The organism is Rothia sp. L_38, assembly GCF_050689125.1.
GTDB lineage: Bacteria > Actinomycetota > Actinomycetes > Actinomycetales > Micrococcaceae > Rothia.
Genome location: NZ_JBOEQD010000005.1, coordinates 1 through 22,627 on the forward strand (window position 1 = coordinate 1; position 22,627 = coordinate 22,627).

Below are 22,627 nucleotides of genomic sequence, written 5' to 3' on the forward strand. Positions count from 1 at the left end.
TTCCGGTTTCGCTATCGTCAACGATGAACTTCAGTTCACCGCTGATAAGACCTACTACGAGCCCAAGATTAACCCCGACAAGACCGTGGTTAACTCAGAGGGTGTAGAGGTCGATAACACCCGTGTACTACCCGGCCAGGAACTGAACTACCAGCTGACCCTCTCAGCTGCTGACCTGGCAGATACCACCAGCGAAGTGACCAAGCTGGGCAAGTACGATAACTACGATGAGACCAAGTGGGCCCCGACCGGCGAGTTCACCGTCGTTGATTCAGAAGGCAACACCGTTTCTTCTGACCAGTTCACCGATGAATGGAACCTGGAAACCGGCGAAGTCACCATCTTGGCCAAGAACCCTGCCGAACTGGTCGGCAAGGACTACACCATTACCCTGCTTGGTCATGTGAAGCAGGACGCCACCCCCGGCGAGTTCACCAACCAGGCAACCCAGCTGACCAACGAGGATAAGACCCTCACCAAGGTCGTCCGTAACTACGTCCCTGTTATCGCCCCGTCTAAGGTTGATACCTCAGCTACCGATGGCTCCAACATCGACGGTAAGGCTGTGACTGTAGGGGATGTTATCTCCTACAAGCTGGTTGAGGATACCACCAACCTGGAAAACACCGCCGACACCATCAAGGTCTCAGGTATGGTCGATGACTTCGATGAGCGCTACGGTCAGGTTGACGCCTCCCAGGTACGTGTCTACCAGGTGCCCGGCGATACCGACACCTCCACCCCCGAGGCAGTATCAGCTGCTGTGAAGCTTGATTCTGCAAAGGACGTCACCGATTCCTACACCATCACCAACGGTGAGGTCGAGGGCTTCACCAACGGCGGCGCTGTAGGCATCTCTTCCATGATGAAGACCGATGGCGAAGGCAAGGTTGTTCTGCCGATGGGCTACAAGTACATCCACGTACTGCCCTACACCGTGACCGCTAACGCCGATGGGGACATTCTCAACACCGCATGGCAGGTCACTAACGATCACCGCACCCAGACCGAAACAGTTGCGAACAAGCTCAAGGAAATCAACCCCACCAAGGACGTTGTTATCAACGTTGGGGATGGGGACTCGATTGACGGCACTGAAATTGCTCTGAACACCGTCTTTAACTACGAGCTGAACTCTTCAACTCTGCCTGCTGATCGCGCTGGCCTGACCGATTCCTGGTCAATCGTTGATGACTGGGACGAGTCAAAGGACGCCTACGAGGGTAACTTCAAGGTTCTTTCTCAGCACTCATTCGTTGATGAGAACGGCGCTAAGGTCGATGCCGGTGAGGACATTACCCGTTACTTCACCCAGAAGGTAGAGAACGGTGTTGTCACCTACGATGCAACTGAGGCATTCCTTGAGCTGATGTCGTCAGAGGCTAACCGTGCAACTGAGCAGGGCTTTAGCGTCTACATGCAGGTTGAGCGTATCGGCACTGGTGAGGTCGAGAACACTTTTGTGGAGAACTACAACGGTGAAGAGCTGACCTCTAACACCGTGAAGACTTTCACCCCTGAACCGGTTGTTCCTGTTACCCCTGAGAACCCCGGCACTCCTGATGTGCCCACTCCTGGCACTCCTGCTGTGGTCAAGGGTGAGGGCGCTAAGACCGGTGGCCAGGCATCTGTTGCTGGTATCCCCGTAAGTGGTTTGTTGACTGCTGGCGGTGTGCTGCTAGCTGGCTTTGTCGGTGCTGGTGCGTGGGCGCTGGTGGCTGGGGCCCGAAAGAAGAACAGCTAGCACCCTTTGAGTGTGCCAGCGAGGCATAGTACAGACTGGCTCTCTTCTTGCCCCCGCTCTCATCCCCCTGGGTGTCTTGATTTAAATCCATTCTTTTGTACACGTGTGGTAATGAGTCATTGAGGGATTTTGCTCACGATAGATACCCAAGGGGGGGAGAGCCTAGGGGCAGGGAGGCTGTAGGTTCTGGTGCTTTGCTGGCCTTTGATAGGGGGCGGTGAACTCGTTTCAGGGTTCACCGCCCCTCTTCCTTAAGGGGTGAAGACCTAGGAGCAAGGTAAAAAAAGGGGGAATAAGAACAATGACACAGAAGAAGACGATGACGGCAATGGTAGGTACTGGGCGGAAAGCGCGGGCGGTACTAGCTGCGCTGCTGGCTGCCCTAGTGCTGGTGGTGGGCACTGCGTTGGCCGGTGGGTTCTTCTCGGGCTGGGTTATCAAGGATGGGCAGGTCTATGCCCCGTATCAGCTACGGCACCCGGAGGCGTCGGGTGAGGTCTTCGAGCAGGACGGCCAAGAATACTATGAGCCTGCCTATGGGTTCATGGCTGAGAATACTGACCCGACGGCTGAGTTTTCTACTCCGCAGGTAAAGAACCTAAACCCAGTACCTGCCCGGTGCACGGGTGAGGCGCTGGGCGAGGTGATCCCTGAGCCTGGTTCGTGGGTGGTGCCGTCTTTGTCGGATGGGGCTGGTGGGTATGCTACGGGGTATTTCACGGATGGGTTGTTTTCTGATGGTATTCCGTCTGCTCCGGGCGGGGAGCGGTCGGTACTATCGGCGCCGTTGGGGGCTAAGGGTAAGGCCTCTGTTCTGGCAGGGCATGTGAATATGGATTTCCCGGATGACCGGCTTTCGGGGTGGGGGTTGTTGCACTATATCGATACGTGCGCGCATGTGTATATCACCGATAGTGACGGGGTGACGCGCGAGTACCAAGTGATAGTGATTGACACGATTAAGCAGGGAGAGACTGAGACTAATCCTGGCTTGTGGGGCTCTGCTGAGCTGACCCCGGAGGAATGGGCGAAATATGGCACAGACGAACTGGCGTGGTTGCTGAGCTGTTCGGGTGCTTTTGTGGGGGATTCGGGTGTGGGGAATACTTTCCTCTTTCCCTATACGGATAATCTGCGGGTGGGATTGACACCTGTAGCGACAGAGTAAAGGGGCAAGCGGGCAGACTATTATGAGGCACCCCGGGGGTGTTCCTTGTGAAAAGTGAAGGTGGCTCTCTCTGAGTTTCAGAGAGAGCCACTCTTTACTTCACTGAGCCTCGTCAGTGAGCTGGGAGTTGAACCAAATCTTTGTAGCTACACCGGCAAGAGCAGGTACAGCCAGGAAAAGTAAAAACTTAAGATACGGTTCACCTACTATATGCAGGGTAGGTAGATACCGGAACGATATGATACCTAGCCCCAGAGTGAAGAAAATTGCTAGGAGTGTATGCTGATTTTCTTTTCTTTTTGCGGGAAAGCTTGTAAATCCCCAGCAATATGAGACAAAAATAGAGAACGTTGCGATAGTAAGGAGGTGAATCATTAAATATCCGGGAATCCTGCGAACTGAACGCCTAGGTCATAGCAAGAGCCAATATCTAAAATACCTACAAGAGCTTCATCTCCATCCCTGAGGATTCTTTGCAATATTTTATTTGATTAATAGATGTTGTTATGCAAATATTATTCTAGATTTTTTATTTGCCTAAATGATAAAAAGCTTGAAACAATAATTACTGGCAAAATAAACCATAGTATAGTTCCTATGAACTCCTGTATGAACGATAGATTGGGGATAAAAAGGAAAACGGTAGCGCAAGTAACAACAATCATTATGGGAAGATTCTTGATAATAACCTTTTGGCGCTCGGGAGACACCTTATCCCTTAGAATATAGGAGGTTAGAGTGAGCGTTGAAAGCAGAAAAGAAGCTGCGTATATGAAGAGCTCAATAATTAGCATAATAACCCTATCCTAGGGACGGCCAGCCTAAGAACTCTACACCAAGCTGATAACATGAACCAATTCCAAGAGCGTTCGCAAGTGTCCCGCCTCCGTACTTAAGAAGTTCTTCAACTGCGGCCGCGGCGCCATCGTCGATCTCTTGCTTAGAGAAGAAGTATTTTCGAATTTTATCAACAACCTGATCCATCTTGCCACCTAGCTTCTCGTATGCTTCAGTAAGCTTTTTCGAGTTTTTAATGACTCTCTCAGATTTTGAAATGGCAGCTGCAAGTTTGGCGCCAGGTATTGCGATAAGGGCAATCTCTCCTGAACAAGCCAGTGCGGTTCCTGTAGTCTGCCACCATTCAGGATCTGCTGTAACAGGGAAAGCCGTGTCATGAGAGAACTCAACATGCTGAGTCAGGGTTGAATCTTCAATCTCAAACCAAGTCTTTACGGGATTTCCGTTAGCATCATAGGCCCAGGGCTTCTTAACTTCCCCAATTACTAGCTGGTCTTCATTAGAGATGTCAACAGAGCCATCTTCATCCATCGCTAGGAAAGTTCCATCTTGCAGCGCGAGATCAAAGGAGTACTCGCTAGGCGCGCTTGAAGACTCAATCGTGATGACGCTCTGCGCTCCAGTTTCTGTTGCTCCTGTCGTGATGGAGGCAGCATCACCTATCTTTGTTGAAATCTGTTGATCTTCTTCATCGAATCGAATGAGACTATCTATGGAATGGTTGTTGGTATCAGGGGCTTGGACTTCAGTCGGATCCCCAACCTGTGTTATCTCTTGAATTGGAGAGCCGAGGTCGAAAGCGGTTTTCTGTCCTTCCATGGACGAGACAGGGGTGTAGCTGTCGAGAATCTCCTGAATGAGCCGGTCAGTATTCTGGTGTGAGCTCTCTATGGTGGTTGCTTGTGCTACTGGTGCTGTAACTATACTTCCTGAGACAATCAGGGCGAGAGCACCTGCCTTATGGAAGAATCTCATGGCTTGTACCTTTCATCTGTGTTGAGTGAACTGAGCCATTCATCAGCTGCCTGACTGATTTGATAGTAGGCACACTTATGTTTTCTTCTCAAACTATGCGTATATGCTTGATGCTTTCACTTACAGATGGTAGGGGTGGGTATGGTGTTTGCGTTTAGTTGCGATTGCTTCCATCCGTCCTCCTCCTTGCGCTCTTTGGGGTGTTGCGCCAGTCTTTGCATCTGAACCCTGGTGCTATTGCTAGGTATTGTGTGTGCCTATTTGGCTATCTTTGATCTTCAATAAATAGAAACAAATCTTAGGTGTTATAAATATTTGAATGTTCTATGGCTAATTATTACGATGTGATCTCATGCTACTTGGGAGTATAAGCTTCAGTGAGTAAAGGCTCCTACGCGCTCATGAGGTCTATAAAGTTAGCTGTAAATTACCTCTTGCTGATGCGGTAGCTATTGGGCTGTTCTTGTGGCAGTAGCTCTTCAGGTGCTGAATAGCCTAGTTGCTCCAACTTTGCTATGAGAGCATTGCTTTCGCCAGGGCGGGCTAAGTAATAGAGAGTATGTAGAGTCTCTCCAGATAAACTAAGAATTTTTGCTTCATAAAGGTCCTCATGGCTGGGAGAGCTAGCGATGGGTGAGTAGTGATGGCGGGGCTGCTTGCGGGTGCTGAGAGTATAGGTTGTATTTTTCATGAGATTTTTCCTTGTTTGGGGGCAGTATGATGTGCAGGTAAGAGAGGCAGTGTCCTGAAGAGGGTGAGCGTGCTACTGCTAAAGCCCTTGACTGATTGAGTGGAGTCAATGTGCCCGCGAATTATCTCTCCTCGCCGGTGAAGGTAACTATGGGCATAATTTTTTCAGCAGTACGGTTGCTTGCAGGACTTGACTGAAGATTGGGTCTTTTAATCCGTGGGTCGTGGGTTCGAGCCCCACAGGGCGCACAAAACAAGCCCCTCACCTGGTAAAGCAGGTGAGGTGCTTTTTCTGTATGGGTCGAGCGGGCATGTTTTGGGCTTCGTCAAGGAACGGCCGTCCAACTGTGGCACTCGCCGCCAAATGTGGCGGTGCTGCTGCCACATTTGACGGTGGGTGGAACATGTTGTGCGTATGAACAAGTGTGGGCATCCCCTGGGTGCTAGGCGACACACGCCTTAATATTTTCTCTGTAAAGCTTTTCTTTTGGGGTAAGCGGGCGTAGTATTTATTACATCAATGAAATGCAACTTCGAAGGAGAAGATGACCATGTCACGCGAATTCAAGACCGTAGCTGTTCTGGGTACCGGCGTCCTGGGGTCTCAAATCATCATGCAGGCAGCCTGGCACGGCAAGAAGGTATTTGCCTACGACGCCTTCCCCGAAGCCCTCGAAAAACTAACCGACCGCTGGGCCTGGATCCGTCAGGGCTACGAACAGGATCTTCCCGACTACACCCCCGAAAAGTTCGACGAAGCCATCGCCCGCATCGTCCCCACCAGTGACCTCAAAGAAGCGGTCGGCGACGTTGATATCGTCATCGAGGCTGTACCCGAAAACCTCGACCTCAAGCGCGAAACCTGGGCTAAGGTAGGGGAGCTGGCTGACGATCGCACCCTGCTCGCTACCAATACCTCGTCTCTGCTGCCCTCTGACTTTGCAGACGCCAGCGGCCACACCGACCGCTTCCTGGCTATCCACTACGCCAACCGCGTCTGGATCCGCAACACCGCAGAGATTATGGGCACCGCCAAGACCGACGAAGAGAACATCAAGGACGCCATCCGCTACGCCGAAGAAACCGGCATGGTTCCCGTCCACGTCCACAAGGAACAGCCCGGCTACCTGCTGAACTCCCTGCTCATTCCCTGGCTCGACGCCGGTGCGAAGCTCTACGTCAATGGCGTAGGCACCCCCGAGGAAATCGATAAGGCATGGACCATCGCCACCGGTACCAAGTCCGGTCCCTTCGCCGCCTACGACACTGTAGGCTTCAACGTCGCCTCCCATATTGCCTCAGCGAGTGACGACGAGACCGTTCGCGAGTTCGGTGCCAAGCTCAAGGAAGCTCTCGACGCTGGCTTCAGTGGCGTTGCCGACCGCAAGGGTTTCTACCTCTACGACGAGGACGGCAACATCACCGGCGCCAACGACTACTGGACTGAAAACTTCGGTCAGTAAGCTCAAATCCCTCTCCTCTGCACAAGCTGCCCGGGAGGTCCTGACACAGGATCTCCCGGGCAGCTTTCAGTGTTGGATTCAGTTGACCATGCGGTTAGCGTTCAACGGGGCGCAGACCGGCAGGGTCCTCTGCGCCCCATTCAGCCCAGGAACCGTCGTAGACAGCCAGCTCGGTATAGCCCGAAACGTAGGCGGCCAGGGCGTCGATACAGGCAGTGACGCCAGACCCGCACGAGAAGATGAGGGTCTCAGCATCCCCGGCGACGGCGTCAACGGCAGCCTTCACCTCTTCGGGGGCGCGGAAGCGCCCCTGTTCATCGAGCAGAGACGTGAAGGGCAGATTGACTGAGCCGGGAATATGGCCAGCCCGAAGACCCGGACGGGGTTCGGGTGCGGTGCCGGCAAAGCGTTCGGCGCTGCGGGCGTCAATGACGGCGGCGTCCTCCCGCTCTGCAAAGGCCTTGGTGGTGAGCGCGTCAACGAAGAGGCCGCGGTCTTCTGCCACGAATGAACCGGGAGTAAAAGGCCCCTCGTTGAGAGGGAGTTGGCTGAACCCAGCTGCCTCCCAAGCGGGTAGGCCGCCGTCAAGGACGGCCACGTTGTCGTGCCCCATAGCCACAAACATAAACCAGCCGCGAGCGGCAGAAAACATGCCCTGGCGGTCATAGACCACGATGGCGGCGTCCTTGCTGATACCCAGAGCGCGTACCTGAGCTTCAAAGTCCGCGGCCTCCAGCATGGTGTGTACCCCTTCGGGTGCGCTGAACTGTCCGTCAATATCGAAGCGGCGGGCTCCCGGAATGCCCGTGCTTGCCCCGGCGAACTCGCCCACTGAGGCGTCCAGAATAACCAGGTTAGGGGCGGCGATATTAGCCGAGAGCCACTGGGCTCCCACGATGGGAAAGCGCAGATGAAGAGCGGAAGTTTCGGGCATGATCAGCCTTTCAGTGAGGTGTTGTTACCATCCCATGCTACTGACATGGCAGCTGCCTGTGAAAGGCTGCGCCCCGGCGTCCTGCCGTATCGAAGGCAAGGACATCGGGGCGCAACTAGCCGGGCAACCGGAGCTTGGGTCTGGGCGGCTTAGAAAATGCCGGTAGCCTTGCGGCCGGTGTCGGTCAGGGTAATCTCGCGGGAGTCACGGTTCTGGTCGTTGCCGGTTGAGGTATCCCCGGCGATGCGGCCTACCTGGGTGACGGTGATGTAGTTGCGCAGGCGGCCTTCGGAGGTGAGGCCATCACCGAAGTTGAGATTGGCAACCAGCTGGGTTTCACCAACCTTGATGGGGTTGGCCAGGGTGACCAGGAAGCTGCGGGTTGAGGTAGCAGCGTTGAAGCCCAGGTGCCTGACTGAATATCTGCCTGACTGAATATCTGCACTGGGTAGGTGTATAAGCACGTAGACCTTGACGGGGTTAGCAAGAGTGCTTTGGGGGTAACTATCTCGTCGCTGTCGTTTTCACTAGCTATGACGGCAGGTCATTAAAAGTAAAGAACCGCATACCACTCTGAAGAGTTGGTATGCGGTTCTTTATAAAGTCATCCGGTTACTTTTTCTGTTGCTTAGAGTCACGGCTATTCCAGAGGAACCAGCCCAACCCAACAAGCAATGTAAACAACCCGAATAAATAACTTACGAGAAACTCTTTCAATGCAGCGGCAGAGCCGTGCAAAATACCTTCAACGCCAGTCAATGCCAACGCTAGAGGAAGAGGAAGCACAGCAAGGACAAGTACGGTAACGACAATGGAAATTAGATTCTTATTTTTCACTAAATAAACTCTTTGGTCGGGTTGGCATAAACCGGCGTGACAGCCGTCCCAGCAGACAAGGTCGCGGAGATAGCGATGCATAGAGTGGTAGCAAGACCACGGTAGGGAGCTTTCATAGGGGGCCTCCGAGGGGAGTTAAGAGTGAGCTATGTGTGACTTTAGTCATAGTATTCTCTCGGCTCCTAGAGGTTGTCAAGAGGCTTTTTCAGATTGGCAGGGCTGGACCAGAGTGAGGGTAGTCTCGTGGCAGACGGACGGAACCGTAATACCCTGATTAAGCTCCGTAAGTGTCGCCCTAGGCTTAGTTCCAGGCTTGCTGCACTGTTCTAACGTTTAAATTTAATTTTTCTGCAATCTGCTTCTGTGTGTATTCGGCCTCTTTTAAAGCCTGAATTTGTGTCTTGCGCCCAATACTCTGGGCGCTATGAACAGCCCTAGAAGCATTCGCACCTTTAGCTAGCGCATAGCTCTGTGCCTCGGTCTTTCGGCTGCCACCCTTACGCCCAATCTCAGCCATAAACTCACGCAAGGCATCAGGCATAGGCTCCCGCCCCTGGGAACCTGTTTTCGGGGTGTACTTCTCACGCATGAACTTCTGAACACTCCTTACGATTCCAGCGACCTCAGACAAGGTTAACGGCGGATTGCACCGTTCGTGCAGCTCATAGGCTTGGGCTTCAAAGCCCCCGCCACGGTAGGCAGTACGCCGAATGGTCTGAAAAATCGTCTCGTTACGTTGACCTGCCTCTAACTCGCCCCAAATCGGCGTAGGACGCGCTAGGTGGCTCTGGGGGTCTTCAGTCGCTAGAAAGGCTCTCAGGGGCTCTGAGAAGGCTTTGAGGGCATAAGGCTGGCAGTCAGCCAGAAAAACCACATCAGCACCCTCATAGAGCGGATTACGGTACTTGGAGGGGGGTAGCGGGTTCACCGCGTTATCGCCCTGGCGGACCTGGCGCAGAAGCTCTGCAACGTCCCTCGCGAACTTGATAGGCGTACAGTGGGCTTTGGCTGTCAGAAGGACGCCCTCAATGAGCAGAAAGCTTGTACGCCTTGAGCGGTAAAAACTAGGGCGTGGGGCTGGATTTCAGAGGGCAGATCAAAGACATAATTTGCGGCGAAAATGTGGTCGATGTCGATAACCGGGTGACGACTTTAAGGTTGTATAGACTTGACGTTTTCGGGGTAAAATTTTGTGGCCCACCTTACTTTTCCTGGTGTTTACCGAACCCTCGCACGACCCTGTTCGCTATTGGTGAAAGTTGCGGGGGTGCTGAGCTACCGTTTCGCCCACTGAGCCAGCCACGGGCGTCCGCTTGGCCCTCCACTAGACTGAGAAGCAAAACCCCGCAACCCCTCAAGGAAGCCATGCCCATCAACAACGCAGAAACCGTGACCATCCTGACCACCGGCGGCACCTTTGACAAGGTCTACTCCGTAGCCGGTGAACTCGAAATCGGTGAACCCTCAGTACCCGAGCTGCTCAGCTACGTGCTTACCGATACCGCTTTTGAGGTTCAAAGCGTGCTCAAGCTCGACAGCCTCGATATGGTTGATGCTGACCGCGCCGTGCTGACCGAGGCCCTCGACGCCGTGCAGAACGACCATGTCATCATCACCCACGGCACCGACACCATGCCCGAAACCGCCCGCTACCTCGAAGCCAACGCCACCCTCGGCAACAAGGTAGTTGTGCTCACCGGGGCCATGCAGCCGGCGTCTATGCGAAAGTCCGACGCCAGCTTCAACCTGGGTGCAGCCGTCGCCGCCCTCAACCTGCTCGAACCCGGCGTCTACATTTCGATGAGCGGCCGTATCTTCCCCGCTTCAGCCGTCAAAAAAGACCGGGCCCGCGGCATCTTCGAAATCGCGTAAACCCTGGTGAGCGGGGCTATTGGCCGGTAGGCTTAAAATAAGCATCGGCCACCCACTGACCAGGAGGACCCCGTGAGCCAGTACCCCGGCAACGACAACACCACCGGTAACTACCAGCCCCAGCAGCCCCCCACCTACCCCAACCAGGCCCAGCCCCCGGCCTACTCGGCAAGCCAGCCCGGTCACTATACCGAGCAGGGAGCCTACGCTGGCTACGCCCAGGCTTACGGCCAGGGCCTACCCGCCCACATGGATGCCCCCGAGCGCCCGCAGGCCCTCAAAACCGCCAGCCTCATCATGTACGTGATGATTGGTCTGGGTGTTCTGGGGTCTATTCTGGGCACTATCTTCTACCAGGAGATTCAGCAAGCAACGAGCAACAGCATCCTCTCCCTCTTCAGCGGGATGATGACCGAAGAAGACATCGCTGCGGCGGAGGCTGAGATAACTGCGAGTGCAGATACAGGTTTCGCCACCGCCGGTCTCATTATGGGTCTGGTCTTTGGTCTTATCTGGTCTGCCCTGCTCGTCTTCTTCACCATCATGATGAACAAGGGTCATAACTGGGCCCGTATCGTTCTGACCGTCGTGGCGAGCTTCCAGATTCTGAACCTGCTCATGGGTGCGTTGACCCTGCTTCTGGTCTTCCACTGGACCATGCTGGTAGATCTGCTCGCTGGCGTGCTAGCTATCGTCTTTTTGGTCTTCGTCTGGAAGAACCCCGTCTCAACCTACATGCGTCAGATTAAGGCCTACCAGCAGTGGAAGCTGCAGCAGGCCTACCTGGGCGCTGACCGGGGTCAGCGCTAGTGCCCCTGCCCCAACAGCAGTCAGACCCGGCCGTGGGCGGCGTCCTTTCGCCCGGGAGCCTGCGAGCCGAGGCCACCGAGCTCCTTGCCCGCCTGACCGGCAACCCCGCCGCCACCTTCCACCCCGGCCAGTTCGAGGCCATTGAGGCCCTGGTGCAGCAGCGCCGCCGGGCCCTGGTAATCCAGCGAACCGGCTGGGGTAAGTCGGCGGTCTACTTCCTCTCCGCCCTGCTCCTGCGTAGGCGGGGGAGCGGGCCCGCCCTCATCGTCTCGCCCCTGCTGGCCCTCATGCGCGACCAGGTAGAGGCTGCTGCCCGCGCCGGGGTGCGGGCAGCTATGGTTAACTCATCGAACGTGACCGAGTGGGACGCCGTACGGGCTCAGCTTGCTGCCGGTGAACTCGATGTGCTGCTGGTAGGCCCTGAACGGCTCAATAACCCCTCCTTCCGATCAGACTGGCTGCCCGAGCTGGTGCGCACCTGCGGCCTGCTGGTCATTGATGAGGCCCACTGCATCTCTGACTGGGGGCACGACTTCCGCCCCGACTACCGCCGTATCCGTGACCTGATCGCGGCCCTGCCCGCCGGCGTTCCCGTGCTGGCTACCACCGCAACCGCTAACGAGCGGGTGGTGCAGGATGTCGCCGAGCAGCTCGGCACCCGGCAGCAGGGTAGCGCGGGCTCCACTGACGACGTGTTTATTCTGCGGGGCCCGCTGTCCCGCGACTCGTTACGCCTGGGCGTCCTTACCCTACCTACCGCCAGCGATCGCCTGGGCTGGCTGGCCACCCACCTTGGCAGCCTGCCGGGCTCTGGCATTGTCTACACCCTGACCGTTTCGGCGGCTGAAGACACCGCCACAGCCCTGCGGGCCGCTGGCTACGAAGTGCTGGCCTATACCGGTAAAACCGACCCCGACGAACGGCGCGAGGCCGAAAGCGCCCTGAAAGAAAACCGGGTCAAAGCCCTGGTCGCTACCAGCGCCCTGGGAATGGGCTTCGATAAGCCTGACCTGGGGTTTGTGGTGCACCTGGGTGCTCCCTCCAGCGCTGTGGCCTACTACCAGCAGGTGGGCCGAGCTGGTCGTGGCGCTATTAAGGCCGATGTGCTCCTGCTACCCGGCAGTGAAGATAAGGAAATCTGGGACTACTTCGCTACCGCCTCGATGCCGACCGAAGAAAACACCGGTGCCGTGCTGGCGGCGCTGACCGAGGCAACCGCTGCGGGCACAGAACTGAGTGTGCCTGCCCTCGAAACCCGAGTCGATGTTAAGCGATCCTCTCTTGACCTGCTCCTTAAGGTCTTAGCGGTGGAAGGGGCTGTAGAACGCGGCGCCCGCGGCTGGGTGGCGACCGGAGCCCCCTGGCACTATGACGCCCCCCGCTACGCCCGGGTGCGCCAGGCCCGTCAGCGCGAGCAGGAAGCCATGCTGGCCTACCAGCACACCGATACCTGCCGCATGGTCTTCCTCGCCCGCGAACTCGACGACACCACAGCCCGGCCCTGCGGCATCTGCGACGTGTGCGCTGGCCCCTGGTACCCCACCGGCTTCAACCCTGCCCTGACCGAGCAGGCAGGGGCGTCCCTGGCCCGCGTGGGCGTACTCATTGAGCCGCGCGGCATGTGGCCCACCGGCCTTGACCGCCTGGTTCCCCAGGCGGTACATGAAGTCACCGGCAAGCCCCTGCGCGGCAAGATCGCCGAGGCTGAACGCGCTAGTGAGGGCCGGGCACTAGCCCGCCTGACCGACCTGGGCTGGGGGAACCGCCTGCGCGAGATTTTTGCCCCCGGCCCCGACGGGCAGGCTGCGGACGGCCCCGTCCCCGCCGACCTGGGCCGAGCCAGCCTGCAGGTGCTGGCTGAATGGGGATGGGAAGAGCGCCCGGTTGCCGTTATTGGGCTGCCCTCGCCGGTGCGTCCGCAGCTGGCATCCTCGCTGGCCCGCGGTATCGCCGCAGCCGGACGCCTGGCCGACCTGGGCGACTTTGAACTGGCGGACGCTCCCGCCCACTTCGGCGGCAACAGCGTCTTCCGCTGTGCCGGGGTACTGAACGCCTACCGCCTACCACCGGCGGCAGCCGACTATCTGGCGACCAACCCGGGCCCGGTTCTCATCGTCACCGATAGAATTGACTCTCGCTGGTCAACCACCGTCACCGCCCGTACCTTGCGGGCAGCCGGTGCGACCGCCGTCCTGCCCTACGCACTGGCCCTCACCAACTAAGCACGCGCCGAAGGAACCATGCCCCGATCCGCCCTGCCCACGCGTCCGCGCAACCTACAGCACGAAGCCCTCATGCGCCAGGCCATCGATCAGGCAAAACTGGCCCTAGCCAGTGACGATGTGCCCATCGGAGCGGTGGTTGTGGACGCCGCCGGGCAGGTGATCGGGCGCGGCTACAACCGGCGCGAAGCCGATGCCGACCCTACCGCCCATGCCGAAGTCATCGCGATTCGGCAGGCCGCCGAACACCTGGGGAGCTGGCGGCTAGAGGGCTGTACCTTAGTTGTCACCCTCGAACCCTGCCTCATGTGCGCCGGGGCTATCCTGCTGGCCCGCCTGCCCACCGTGGTGATGGGGGCCTGGGAAGAAAAAACAGGGGCTGCCGGGAGCGTCTACGACGTGCTGCGCGACCGCAAAGTCAACCACTGGGTAGAGGTCTACCCCGGCGTGCTTGAGAGCGAATGCGCCGAGCTGCTGACTACTTTCTTTAGAAAACATCGGTAGTAGGGGAAGGCCTACCCTAAAACGCCCGCAGAAAACTGCACAGCCGCCCCACAATCATGTATCTTTGAAAAAGGAATACTATTTTTTCAAATACGGTAAGGGGGCAGGCGTGGCCAAACAACAGGTAGAAGCGGTCGTCTACGCACACCAAACACCGGTGGTCGAGGCGAGCAGTCGCCGCCCCGGACGCACCAACAAAACCCAGCTCAAACTCTTTGAAGCTGCCATGGACATCATGAGCGAGGGTGGCCCCACCGCCACCACTGTCGAAGACATCGCGGAGCGGGCCGGGGTCTCAAAGGGCACGGTCTACTACAATTTCGGGTCGAAGAAGACCATGATTGACCAGCTCCTGCAATACGGTGCCAAGCTACTGCTGGCCGAGATGACCACGGTTGCCAGCAACCACGACGACCCCCGAGAAGCCCTGCGGAGCGCCCTGCACGCCGCCATTATCTACCTGAGCGAGCACCCCGGCTTCGCCCGACTGTGGGTATCAGAGCTCTGGCGGGCCGGTGCCGACTGGTCGCCCACCACCGACCTGATTCGTGCAGACATCATGCGCTTTATCCGCGAGCTCATTAGCCGCCTGGCTACCCGCTACACCGTGCGCACAGACCGCTCCATCGAGGGGGTCTCCCTCATTATCTTTGGCGCGGTCTTCATGCTCTCCATGGACGAAACCCGCCACGGCGCAGAGCGCACCCCCGACGAGGGAGCCGAGCTGGCTATGCTCACCATCGACGGCTACATCCAGGGCTAGAGCCCTGCCTACTGGCCCCACTGAGTTGAGTGACCAGGGTATCTAGGGTAAAATTTCCAGAGTTTGGTGACGTGTCCGAGCGGCCGAAGGTGCAACACTCGAAATGTTGTGTACGGTAACCCCGTACCGAGGGTTCAAATCCCTCCGTCACCGCCAGCGATAAAAACCCGTTTCCCCTAGTGAAAGCTAGGTGGGGCGGGTTTTTTCATGCCCGAAACACACCATCAGCAACATTTCCGCACATAAATACCACGTAAATGCGTAAAGGCAGTGACACTAATCGTGTCTGTAACTGTGGCACCGACCGCCACATGCGGCACTCGCGAACACAGCGTCGGCTGGCAACTCTTTACGGACTGGCGCCCAGTGGTAGCTTTTAACTATGCGTATTAAAGTTCTGGACCACCCCCTGGTTGACCACAAAATTACCGTTCTTCGCGATAAGAACACCCCCTCCCCGATTTTCCGCCAGCTTGTTGACGAGCTCGTCACTCTGCTGGCCTACGAGGCTACCCGCGAGATTCGCGTTGAGCCCCGCGAAGTTGAAACCCCGGTTGCTACCACCGTCGGCTCGCACATTGCCAACCCCCGCCCCCTGATCGTGCCGATCCTGCGCGCCGGTCTGGGCATGCTAGAGGGCATGACCCGCCTTATTCCTACCGCTGAGGTGGGCTTCCTGGGTATGGCTCGCAACGAGGAAACCCTGGATATCGTCACCTACGCCGAGCGTCTCCCCGAGGATCTCACCGGCCGTCAGGTCTATGTGCTGGACCCCATGCTGGCCACTGGCGGTACCCTGATCGAGTCCATCAAGTTCCTGCGCGCTCGCGGCGCTGAGCACATCACCTGCGTATGCGTACTGGGTGCCCCTGAGGGTATTGAGGCCCTTGAGAAAGGCGTTGACGGCCTTGAGAACGTCGACCTCTTCCTGGCCGCCCAGGACGAGCGCCTCAACGAGAAGGCCTACATTGTGCCCGGTCTGGGCGATGCCGGTGACCGCCTCTACGGGGTCGCTGAGTAGGGATTTTTTAGCTCACTGCCTTTAGCCTAGGGGTAGCTCGCCAGGTGGCGGGCTGCCCCTGTTTTTGTAGGGGCGGACGCCTGCTGCGGGCCCGGTACGTGATGGCAAATAAATTGCATGGTGAGATTTACTCATAAAAAGGTATTGACATTTGAATTTCAGGCGTTCTAGCTGTCTGGTTTTTTCGGTAGGTAAAAATATGCAGAAAACCGGGGGTGTCAAGGCTTTATTCAGAACCTAGAGTGTAAAAGTATGCCGTGGGGTGTAAGAGTTTTCATGTTTGCTGACGCCCACCCAGAGGCTAGACTCAGATAAGTTGAAAAAATACACGAATATTACTTGCTTTAAATACAAATTCGGACAATGATTAAAAGTAGACAGCAGGCCCACCCGCACACGGGGTTTGCTTTCTAGCGGAACCACACACTAATGCTCGACTCATACAGGGAGAAGGTAGGCAAAATGTCAGGTGCACCGGGGTATGTTCACATCTCGCAGCGCAACCGTTCTGCCGCTCAGCGCCAGCAGGGTGTAGCCGGTCATAGCCGTGGTATTGCAAAGCAGCAGCCCGCTAATCTTCGCCCTATGACCTACAAGCCTGAGCCTCCGCGCGCAGCTGCGCAGGAGAACGAAGCTCGCGGCTTCGTCATTTATGTTGGCCTTAGCGAAGAAGCTGCCGCTAACCATGGAACCTCTTTGGTGCGAATCGTCCAAGATACCCGCGCCTATGTGCAGAACCAGGTGCCTGGCGCAGAGTCCTACGCCGCTGTGGCGCTGGCCCCTGCCGATGCGCAGGGTAGCGACCTTGAGGTCGTCCGCAATGCGCTGGGCGACCCCACCGCCGTGCATTACCAGCCTGAGGCGGTACCGGCGTCCGCTCATCACGGTGGCGAGGACGCCAAGCCCACCCACTCAGTGGGCGTGCTGATTGATCTTTCCCGCCGCGAGGTTTACCTGGACGGCGAACTGCTCAACCTCACCTACAAGGAGTTTGAGCTCCTCAACTACCTGGTTGAGAACGGCCAGCGCACCGTTGCCCGCGAAGAGCTGCTCACCAGCCTGTGGCGTGATGCGGAAGAAATCCCCAATGAGCGCACCATTGACGTGCATATCCGTCGTCTGCGCTCTAAGCTGGGTCGCCTGTCGAATACCGTGCGTACCGTGCGCGGCCAGGGCTACCGCTTCTACGAGCACCCCGAGGTTGTTGTCTGGGCGGCACCGGAATACTCCATCTAGGCTTACACCCACCGTGCGAAGAGCGCCGCACTCAGCTATAGAAGCTGGGTGCGGCGCTCTTTATATGCGCGGACGCTCCCGCCCGGCTACCTGCTACCGGGGGAGCGGGCGGTAGTAGAGTAGAGGGCATGACTGTTCCCTCTCTGAAAACTTCTCTTGTTGGCTCTGGACCCATCAAAACTGTCTTTTTGCACGGTCTGCTGGGGCGGGGCAAGAACTTCACCCGAATCGCTAAGGGGCTGGGGGAGGGGGTGCAAACCCTGCTCGTTGACCTACCCAACCACGGGGCTAGCTACTGGACAGAGAGCTTCGACTACCGGCAGATGGCGGACTTGGCAGCTCAGGCCGTTGAAGAGTTTGGGGCTGGGGAACCTGTGGTGCTCATGGGCCACTCGATGGGCGGCAAAATCGCTATGCTGCTGGCCCTGCGCCACCCCCACCTGGTGAGCAAGCTGGTCGTTATCGATATCGCCCCGGGGGAATCTAAGGGTAGTTTTGAGATTCTCATGGATTCTATGCTGAACCTGCCGATCGACACCTACACTACCCGTTCCCAGGCCGAAGCTGACCTGGCAGTCAATGTGCCAGCTGCCGGCACCCGAGCTTTTCTTCTACAGAATCTGACCATGTCAAAGGCTGGTAACTCCTGGGAGCCCAACCTGCAGATGCTCCGTCGCCACCTGCCCGAGATTATGGGCTGGCCGGGGGCTGACGGAGTTTTTGAGAAGCCTGTGCTGTGGGTTGCAGGCGGGGACTCCCCCTACATCACAGATGCTGACCTTGAGCCCATGAAAAAGCTCTTCCCCCTGGTACGCCGTGTGGTGATCAAGGGGGCCGGGCACTGGGTGCACTCTGAGAAGCCCGAAGAGACCGTTTACCTGCTCAAGCGCTTTATTGGTCTCGACGGCTAGGATGGGTGTATGACCGACTTCGCCCTACCCCGTCACGACGCCCGCACTCTCATTATCATGCGTCACGCTGAAGCTGACTGGGGGCTTGACGACTTCAATCGCCCGCTGACCCGTCATGGGAGCGAGCAGGCCCAGCGGGCCGGGGAGTGGTTGAAGGAGAAGGGGTTGATACCCGAGATGCTGGTCAGCTCAGCGGCACTACGCACCAGGCAGACCACAACCTGGGTTTCAGATGCCCTGGGAGAAAAGGCCCCTACCGCCAGCCTGGATGAACGCCTCTACAACGCGCCGGCCTCAGCCCTGCTCACAGCTATCAACCGCACCCCTGCCGGGGTGCAGTCCCTGATGCTGATTGCCCACCTCCCCGGAGTGCAGGACGCCGCCCTACAGCTTGCCCGCCCCGATTCAGAGTACGAGGCGCTGATGGATGCCTCCTACGGGTATGCCCCATCGTCCCTGACCGTTTTTGAGGTAAGCGGTGACTGGGACCAGCTGATTGAGGGCGAGGCCCGCCTGACCCATTTCGCAAGCTTTTAGCGGGAGCTGACGGCGGGCGTCCGTACCTGTGGCGCTAACCGCCAAATGTGGCGGCGGCATCGCCACATTTGGCGGTCAGTAGCACACCTGCCAGCGGAGTGCCGTGAAGGTACAGAAAAACCCCGGTCGACCAAGGTCAACCGGGGTTTTGTGGCGGAGACGGGGGGATTTGAACCCCCGGTCGAGTTTAACCCCGACCCTTCATTAGCAGTGAAGTCCATTCGGCCGCTCTGGCACGTCTCCATAGTCTGTGTAGAGGCTCGTCAACGTGGCCTAGCAACACAGCTCTACCCATACTAGCGACAAAAGTAGCGGCGGTCAAAACCCCGTGAGATGCAGGTGCTAACCCTGGAGCTTGCTGTGGGCTACTTGATAAAATGGCACAGATAACACTCAGCACCCAACGGTAAGGAAATCGGCATGTCAGAATCGTACAACCAGCAGAATCCCCAGAATTCAGGTCAGAACTACGGCTCCTACAGTGCGCCCAGCGAGCAGCCCTACGCCCAGAACTACAACCAGCCCTACGGTCAGGTTGCTGTAAACCCTGAGGGACAGAAGCACGCCCAGAACGCCATGATTTTCGGCATTCTGTCCATCGTGATTGCGGGCCTCGGCGTAGTTTTCGGTCCCCTTGCCCTTTCCCAGGTCCGCAAGGCTGAATCCTACGGAGCTGAGGCAACCGTCGGTAAGGTCACCGGCTGGATTGGTCTGGTGCTGGGCATCCTCTCCCTGCTCTTCATCATCGCCTACATTGTCTTTATCGTTGTTCTGGTCAGCACTGCTGGTACATCTTCTACCTACTAGCGTCAGAGTTTCTTACTGAGAGAACGGGGGCAGGTTAAATACCTGCCCCCGTTTTATGCCCGACTCCGAGCATGAAAAAACCCGCTCCCTTACGGAAGCGGGCTTCGTGGCGGATGGTGTGGGATTTGAACCCACGAGACGGGGTTGCCGCCTACTGGTTTTCAAGACCAGCTCCTTCGGCCGCTCGGACAACCATCCAAACTGTGCTGAGCACTCCTACCATGGTACACAGTTGCCGCCCCAAAGCAAAATAGTGGTCTTTGTGCCCTTGCTCTCGTTAGGCTGAGGTGTAAGGGTGGGAGGTAAGCGTCCGTCCGCCTAACTGCCCCGGTAAGGGGCAGAAAACCCTGTGAGAAAAGGAGTCCCCATGCGCGCCATCCTCGAAGAAGAACACGGCGGCCCCGAGGTGCTGATCGTGAGCGAGCAGCCTACACCGACACCCGGCCCCGGCCAGGTGCTGCTGCGTGTGGCGGCCAGCGGGGTAAACCGGGCGGACGTCTCCCAGCGGCAGGGCTTTTACCCTCCGCCCCCTGGGGCTAGTTCCATCTACGGTCTGGAGGTCTCGGGCACGGTGGAAGCCGTGGGGGAGGGTGTCGACGAGGGCTACCTGAACCTGGAGCGGGTCGCCCTGCTCGCTGGCGGTGGGTATGCCGAGTACGTGGCGGTGGATCTGAGCCATACCCTGCCGGTGCCTGAAGGCACCAGCCTCGAAGACGCCGCCGGCCTCATTGAGGTGGCTGCAACGGTCTACTCCAACCTGGTTCTTACCCTGGGAGTTGCACCCCGCCCCGAGGGAAACGACGGTAAAACCCTGCTCATTCACGGTGGTACCGGTGGCATCGGCACCCATGCTATCGAGCTGGCCCGAGCCCTGGGGCTGCAGGTTTTTGCCACCGGCGGTAGTGATGAAAAGTGCGATTTTATCCGGGCGCTGGGCGCTGAGGCTATCAACTACCGCACTCAGGACTTTCGCGAGGCCGTCCGCCAGCTTACGGACGGACGCGGGGCCGACTACATCCTGGACGTTGTGGGGGGAGCCTACCTAGAAGAGAACATTAAGACCCTGGCGGTAGATGGCTCTATGGCCGTCATCGGCCTGCAGGGCGGCCCCAAGGGGCAGCTCAACCTGGGCTATATGCTCCCGCGCAGGCTGAGCTTACATGCCACGTCTCTGCGTTCTCGCTCAGCAGTTGATAAGGCCCGCATCGTGGAGGGCGTGGGGCGGGTTGTGTGGCCGCTGATTGAAAGCGGGGAAATTTCGATCCATACGAGTGCTGCTTTCCCGCTTGAACGCGCATCAGAGGCGCACAGCCACCTGGAGTCCGGGGAGCACCGGGGCAAAATCCTGCTGATTCCCTAGGGTGCGTCCTCCTGTTCAATCCCCGGTAGGTACCATCGTACTCAGAAAAACCCACGAACTAGCTGGGTATTTTTGAGTGCGATGGTACCTTTCACCGAGGGGGTAGATGTTAGGGTAACCTAAGTATGTAGACCTCGTGAAAGGAGTAGCCGTGGGTATCAAAGACTTCCTGCAGAGCCGCAGGGACGACGCCGAGCTTGGAAAAGGCCTCTGGCGTCGGGCCCACGACCGCTTCGTACGCGGTCTTGACCGCTTCCACCAGATCCTCGAACGCGTCCCCTCCGGGCCTACCCTCGAAGAGCTTGTGCCCCTGGCTAATGATTTGGCTGACCTGCTGCCGCGCGTCCGCTCTATCGCTAGCGAGGCCCAGCGCCTAGCTCCCAGCGCATCAAACGACATCCCCGCCTCGCCCTCTGGCGTCTACTCCGACCTGCACCGGGCTCTCTCCAAGGCCGGTAACTCCCTGGCTCTCTGCGCCGAAGCCCTGGCTATGACCCGTTGCTCCGGTGACTGCACCAGCAGCTGCACCCGCACCACCATTATCGCCCGCCGGGTTGAGACGGTAGAGCAGCACGTTGCGGACGCCGAAGCCCGCCTCGAAGCCGCCCGGCAGGAAAGCTTGACCCCGGCGTCCTGACAGATTCTGTCACCTATATCGCGTAGCTATCCCCCAAAAAGCGCCTGCCCGGTGCGGTGACGAGCCGGTAAGGTAGTTGGGTGCCCGTTCGCGCTTTTCAGGGCACAAGGGCACCGCAACACCATGCGCACAGCCACACACCGCACCTGAACCAGAGGGGACTTCTACGCCATGAACCGCTACGCCCACATTGACGCAATGCGCGCTTTTGCGGTGCTTCTGGTGGTGTTTTCCCACGCCGGGCTCACTTTTGTGCCGGGTGGGTCGGGCGTGACGATTTTCTTTGCTATCTCGGGTTTCATCATCACCTACCTGTTGCTGCGGGAGCGTGATAAGACCGGCGGGTTTGATGTGTCGGGTTTCTATATCCGACGCCTGCTCAAAATTGCCCCGCCCCTGATTCTGGCGATTGTGCTACCCACGCTGGTGTACCGGTCGATGGGTGGGGCCGTCGATACCCTGGATTTTCTGGGGCAGATTTTCTTCTTCTTTAACCTGCGCTACCTAGACTCGCAGATTACGGTGCTGCCGGGTACGCACGTGATGTGGTCCCTGTCGATTGAAGAGCAGTTTTACTTGGTCTTTGCCCTGATTTGGCTGGTGCTGGTGCGCTGGACTGCCTACCGGCGGGCCCTAACTGTGCTGGGTGTGGCCGTGGTGCTCTACTCGTCGCTCTCCCGCTGGGTTCTCCACGATGCGGGGGCTAGCACCGATCGCATCTACTTCGGCACCGATACCCGCATGGAAGCTATCGCCATCGGTATGCTCACCGCCCTCTGGTACCACCGCTACGCAGCGGACGAGATGGTGCTGGGGCGCGAGGTCACCGGCCGTCGCTACCGGTCGGGGGCCCTGATTCAGGACGGACGCACCATCCCACTTCTAGGGCGCAACTGGGTGCTTTTCGTCGCCCTGGGGGTTTACCTGCTGACCCTGATTATCCGTGATGAAACCTTCCGCGATACGGTGCGCTATTCGCTCCAGGCCTGGGCAGCATCCGCCGTGATGCTCTGGGGTCTGGTTGCTTCGCGCCAGCCGCTGGGTGCTACGGTGCACCGCCTTCTAGCATGGCGACCCTTACAGCTCATTGGCCTGTCGAGCTACAGCATTTACCTGGTGCACGATGTGCTTTTCAAGGCCCTGGAACCCCACCTGCACGGGCTTCCGACTCTGGCCCAGGTAGCCCTGCTGGCCCCGCTGGGTGTTGCCGCCGGTGTAGCCATGTACCTGGTCGTCGAGGTGCCGGTTATGCGCTTTAAAGACCGCTACTTCGGGGCAAGCTGGAAGAAGCAGGCGGCAGCGGCCGATACCCCCGGCCCCATGGGAACCAAGAGCTAA

Annotated in this window: 22 protein-coding genes and 3 tRNA genes; 17 read left to right on the forward strand and 8 right to left on the reverse strand. The window is 57.8% G+C overall.

Features of this window, described 5'->3' with window-relative positions; translation table 11 throughout:
• Both ACRCJM_RS04675 and ACRCJM_RS04680 read left to right on the forward strand, forming a co-directional pair.
• A partial coding sequence (locus ACRCJM_RS04675; protein ID WP_431463986.1) for an LPXTG cell wall anchor domain-containing protein occupies window positions 1–1,744 on the forward strand: 1,744 nt, incomplete at its 5' end.
• A 301-nt stretch (window positions 1,745–2,045) separates the two neighbouring features.
• Window positions 2,046–2,912, forward strand: coding sequence for a hypothetical protein (locus tag ACRCJM_RS04680; protein WP_431463987.1), 867 nt, complete (start codon window positions 2,046–2,048; stop codon window positions 2,910–2,912).
• Between the two features lie 801 nt (window positions 2,913–3,713).
• Here ACRCJM_RS04680 and ACRCJM_RS04685 read toward each other — a convergent pair.
• Together ACRCJM_RS04685 and ACRCJM_RS04690 are read right to left on the reverse strand one after the other, a co-directional pair.
• Window positions 3,714–4,685 carry a hypothetical protein gene (locus ACRCJM_RS04685; RefSeq protein WP_431463988.1) on the reverse strand — a complete coding sequence of 324 codons (972 nt, stop codon included), beginning with the start codon at window positions 4,683–4,685 and terminating at the stop codon, window positions 3,714–3,716.
• Between the two features lie 427 nt (window positions 4,686–5,112).
• Window positions 5,113–5,376, reverse strand: coding sequence for a hypothetical protein (locus ACRCJM_RS04690; RefSeq protein ID WP_326504144.1), 264 nt, complete (start codon window positions 5,374–5,376; stop codon window positions 5,113–5,115).
• Window positions 5,377–5,926: 550 nt separating this feature from the next.
• Here ACRCJM_RS04690 and ACRCJM_RS04695 point away from each other — a divergent pair.
• A complete protein-coding gene (locus ACRCJM_RS04695) occupies window positions 5,927–6,838 on the forward strand; it encodes a 3-hydroxyacyl-CoA dehydrogenase (protein ID WP_431463989.1) in 912 nt (303 codons plus the stop codon).
• Window positions 6,839–6,932: 94 nt separating this feature from the next.
• Here ACRCJM_RS04695 and ACRCJM_RS04700 read toward each other — a convergent pair whose 3' ends face one another.
• From ACRCJM_RS04700 to ACRCJM_RS04715, 4 genes are all read right to left on the reverse strand, one after another.
• Window positions 6,933–7,772 (reverse strand): sulfurtransferase, encoded by an 840-nt coding sequence (locus ACRCJM_RS04700; RefSeq protein WP_431463990.1) that lies wholly within the window; start codon window positions 7,770–7,772, stop codon window positions 6,933–6,935.
• A 149-nt stretch (window positions 7,773–7,921) separates the two neighbouring features.
• Window positions 7,922–8,236: a hypothetical protein gene (locus ACRCJM_RS04705; RefSeq protein WP_431463991.1), complete on the reverse strand. Its 315-nt coding sequence runs from the start codon at window positions 8,234–8,236 to the stop codon at window positions 7,922–7,924.
• A 148-nt stretch (window positions 8,237–8,384) separates the two neighbouring features.
• Entirely contained in the window at window positions 8,385–8,609 is a 225-nt protein-coding gene (locus ACRCJM_RS04710; protein ID WP_431463992.1) for a hypothetical protein, read from the reverse strand.
• Window positions 8,610–8,910: 301 nt separating this feature from the next.
• Complete coding sequence (locus ACRCJM_RS04715; RefSeq protein WP_431463993.1) at window positions 8,911–9,483, reverse strand: primase alpha helix C-terminal domain-containing protein; 573 nt, start codon at window positions 9,481–9,483, stop codon at window positions 8,911–8,913.
• Between the two features lie 491 nt (window positions 9,484–9,974).
• Here ACRCJM_RS04715 and ACRCJM_RS04720 point away from each other — a divergent pair, with 491 nt between their 5' ends.
• The 10 genes from ACRCJM_RS04720 (at window position 9,975) to ACRCJM_RS04765 (ending at window position 18,485) form a co-directional block, all read left to right on the forward strand.
• On the forward strand, window positions 9,975–10,481 hold the full coding sequence (locus ACRCJM_RS04720; RefSeq protein WP_431463994.1) for an asparaginase domain-containing protein: 507 nt from the start codon (window positions 9,975–9,977) through the stop codon (window positions 10,479–10,481).
• Window positions 10,482–10,553: 72 nt separating this feature from the next.
• The gene (locus ACRCJM_RS04725) at window positions 10,554–11,291 is read left to right on the forward strand and encodes a hypothetical protein (RefSeq protein WP_431463995.1); all 738 of its coding nucleotides are present in this window, start codon (window positions 10,554–10,556) and stop codon (window positions 11,289–11,291) included.
• Window positions 11,291–13,513, forward strand: a complete 2,223-nt coding sequence (locus ACRCJM_RS04730) for a RecQ family ATP-dependent DNA helicase (RefSeq protein ID WP_431463996.1) — start codon at window positions 11,291–11,293, stop codon at window positions 13,511–13,513. Before ACRCJM_RS04725 ends, ACRCJM_RS04730 begins: the two co-directional genes overlap by 1 nt.
• An 18-nt stretch (window positions 13,514–13,531) precedes the next feature.
• Entirely contained in the window at window positions 13,532–14,017 is a 486-nt protein-coding gene (gene tadA / locus ACRCJM_RS04735) for a tRNA adenosine(34) deaminase TadA (RefSeq protein ID WP_431463997.1), read from the forward strand.
• A 109-nt stretch (window positions 14,018–14,126) separates the two neighbouring features.
• Window positions 14,127–14,780 (forward strand): TetR/AcrR family transcriptional regulator, encoded by a 654-nt coding sequence (locus ACRCJM_RS04740; protein WP_431463998.1) that lies wholly within the window; start codon window positions 14,127–14,129, stop codon window positions 14,778–14,780.
• A gap of 65 nt (window positions 14,781–14,845) precedes the next feature.
• Window positions 14,846–14,936 (forward strand) — tRNA-Ser (locus ACRCJM_RS04745).
• Between the two features lie 226 nt (window positions 14,937–15,162).
• Entirely contained in the window at window positions 15,163–15,801 is a 639-nt protein-coding gene (upp, locus tag ACRCJM_RS04750) for a uracil phosphoribosyltransferase (RefSeq protein ID WP_237207283.1), read from the forward strand.
• Window positions 15,802–16,263: 462 nt separating this feature from the next.
• Window positions 16,264–17,037 carry a winged helix-turn-helix domain-containing protein gene (locus ACRCJM_RS04755; protein WP_237185177.1) on the forward strand — a complete coding sequence of 258 codons (774 nt, stop codon included), beginning with the start codon at window positions 16,264–16,266 and terminating at the stop codon, window positions 17,035–17,037.
• Window positions 17,038–17,165: 128 nt separating this feature from the next.
• The gene (locus ACRCJM_RS04760; protein ID WP_431463999.1) at window positions 17,166–17,948 is read left to right on the forward strand and encodes an alpha/beta fold hydrolase; all 783 of its coding nucleotides are present in this window, start codon (window positions 17,166–17,168) and stop codon (window positions 17,946–17,948) included.
• Between the two features lie 9 nt (window positions 17,949–17,957).
• Window positions 17,958–18,485 carry a SixA phosphatase family protein gene (locus tag ACRCJM_RS04765; RefSeq protein ID WP_326504165.1) on the forward strand — a complete coding sequence of 176 codons (528 nt, stop codon included), beginning with the start codon at window positions 17,958–17,960 and terminating at the stop codon, window positions 18,483–18,485.
• Window positions 18,486–18,636: 151 nt separating this feature from the next.
• Here the strand turns inward: ACRCJM_RS04765 and ACRCJM_RS04770 are convergent.
• Window positions 18,637–18,728: transfer RNA gene (locus tag ACRCJM_RS04770), tRNA-Ser, on the reverse strand.
• A 177-nt stretch (window positions 18,729–18,905) separates the two neighbouring features.
• Here ACRCJM_RS04770 and ACRCJM_RS04775 point away from each other — a divergent pair.
• A complete protein-coding gene (locus ACRCJM_RS04775) occupies window positions 18,906–19,292 on the forward strand; it encodes a hypothetical protein (protein ID WP_431464000.1) in 387 nt (128 codons plus the stop codon).
• 107 nt (window positions 19,293–19,399) lie between these two features.
• On the opposite strand, the gene ACRCJM_RS04780 is transcribed toward ACRCJM_RS04775, so the two are convergent.
• A tRNA-Ser gene (locus ACRCJM_RS04780) sits at window positions 19,400–19,490 on the reverse strand.
• Window positions 19,491–19,659: 169 nt separating this feature from the next.
• On the opposite strand from ACRCJM_RS04780, the gene ACRCJM_RS04785 reads away from it, so the two are divergent.
• The 3 genes from ACRCJM_RS04785 to ACRCJM_RS04795 all read left to right on the forward strand — a co-directional run bounded on the left by ACRCJM_RS04785 (window position 19,660) and on the right by ACRCJM_RS04795 (window position 22,627).
• Window positions 19,660–20,652, forward strand: coding sequence for an NAD(P)H-quinone oxidoreductase (locus ACRCJM_RS04785; protein WP_431464001.1), 993 nt, complete (start codon window positions 19,660–19,662; stop codon window positions 20,650–20,652).
• A 151-nt stretch (window positions 20,653–20,803) separates the two neighbouring features.
• Window positions 20,804–21,289: a dehydrogenase gene (locus ACRCJM_RS04790; RefSeq protein ID WP_431464142.1), complete on the forward strand. Its 486-nt coding sequence runs from the start codon at window positions 20,804–20,806 to the stop codon at window positions 21,287–21,289.
• Between the two features lie 171 nt (window positions 21,290–21,460).
• The gene (locus tag ACRCJM_RS04795; RefSeq protein WP_431464002.1) at window positions 21,461–22,627 is read left to right on the forward strand and encodes an acyltransferase family protein; all 1,167 of its coding nucleotides are present in this window, start codon (window positions 21,461–21,463) and stop codon (window positions 22,625–22,627) included.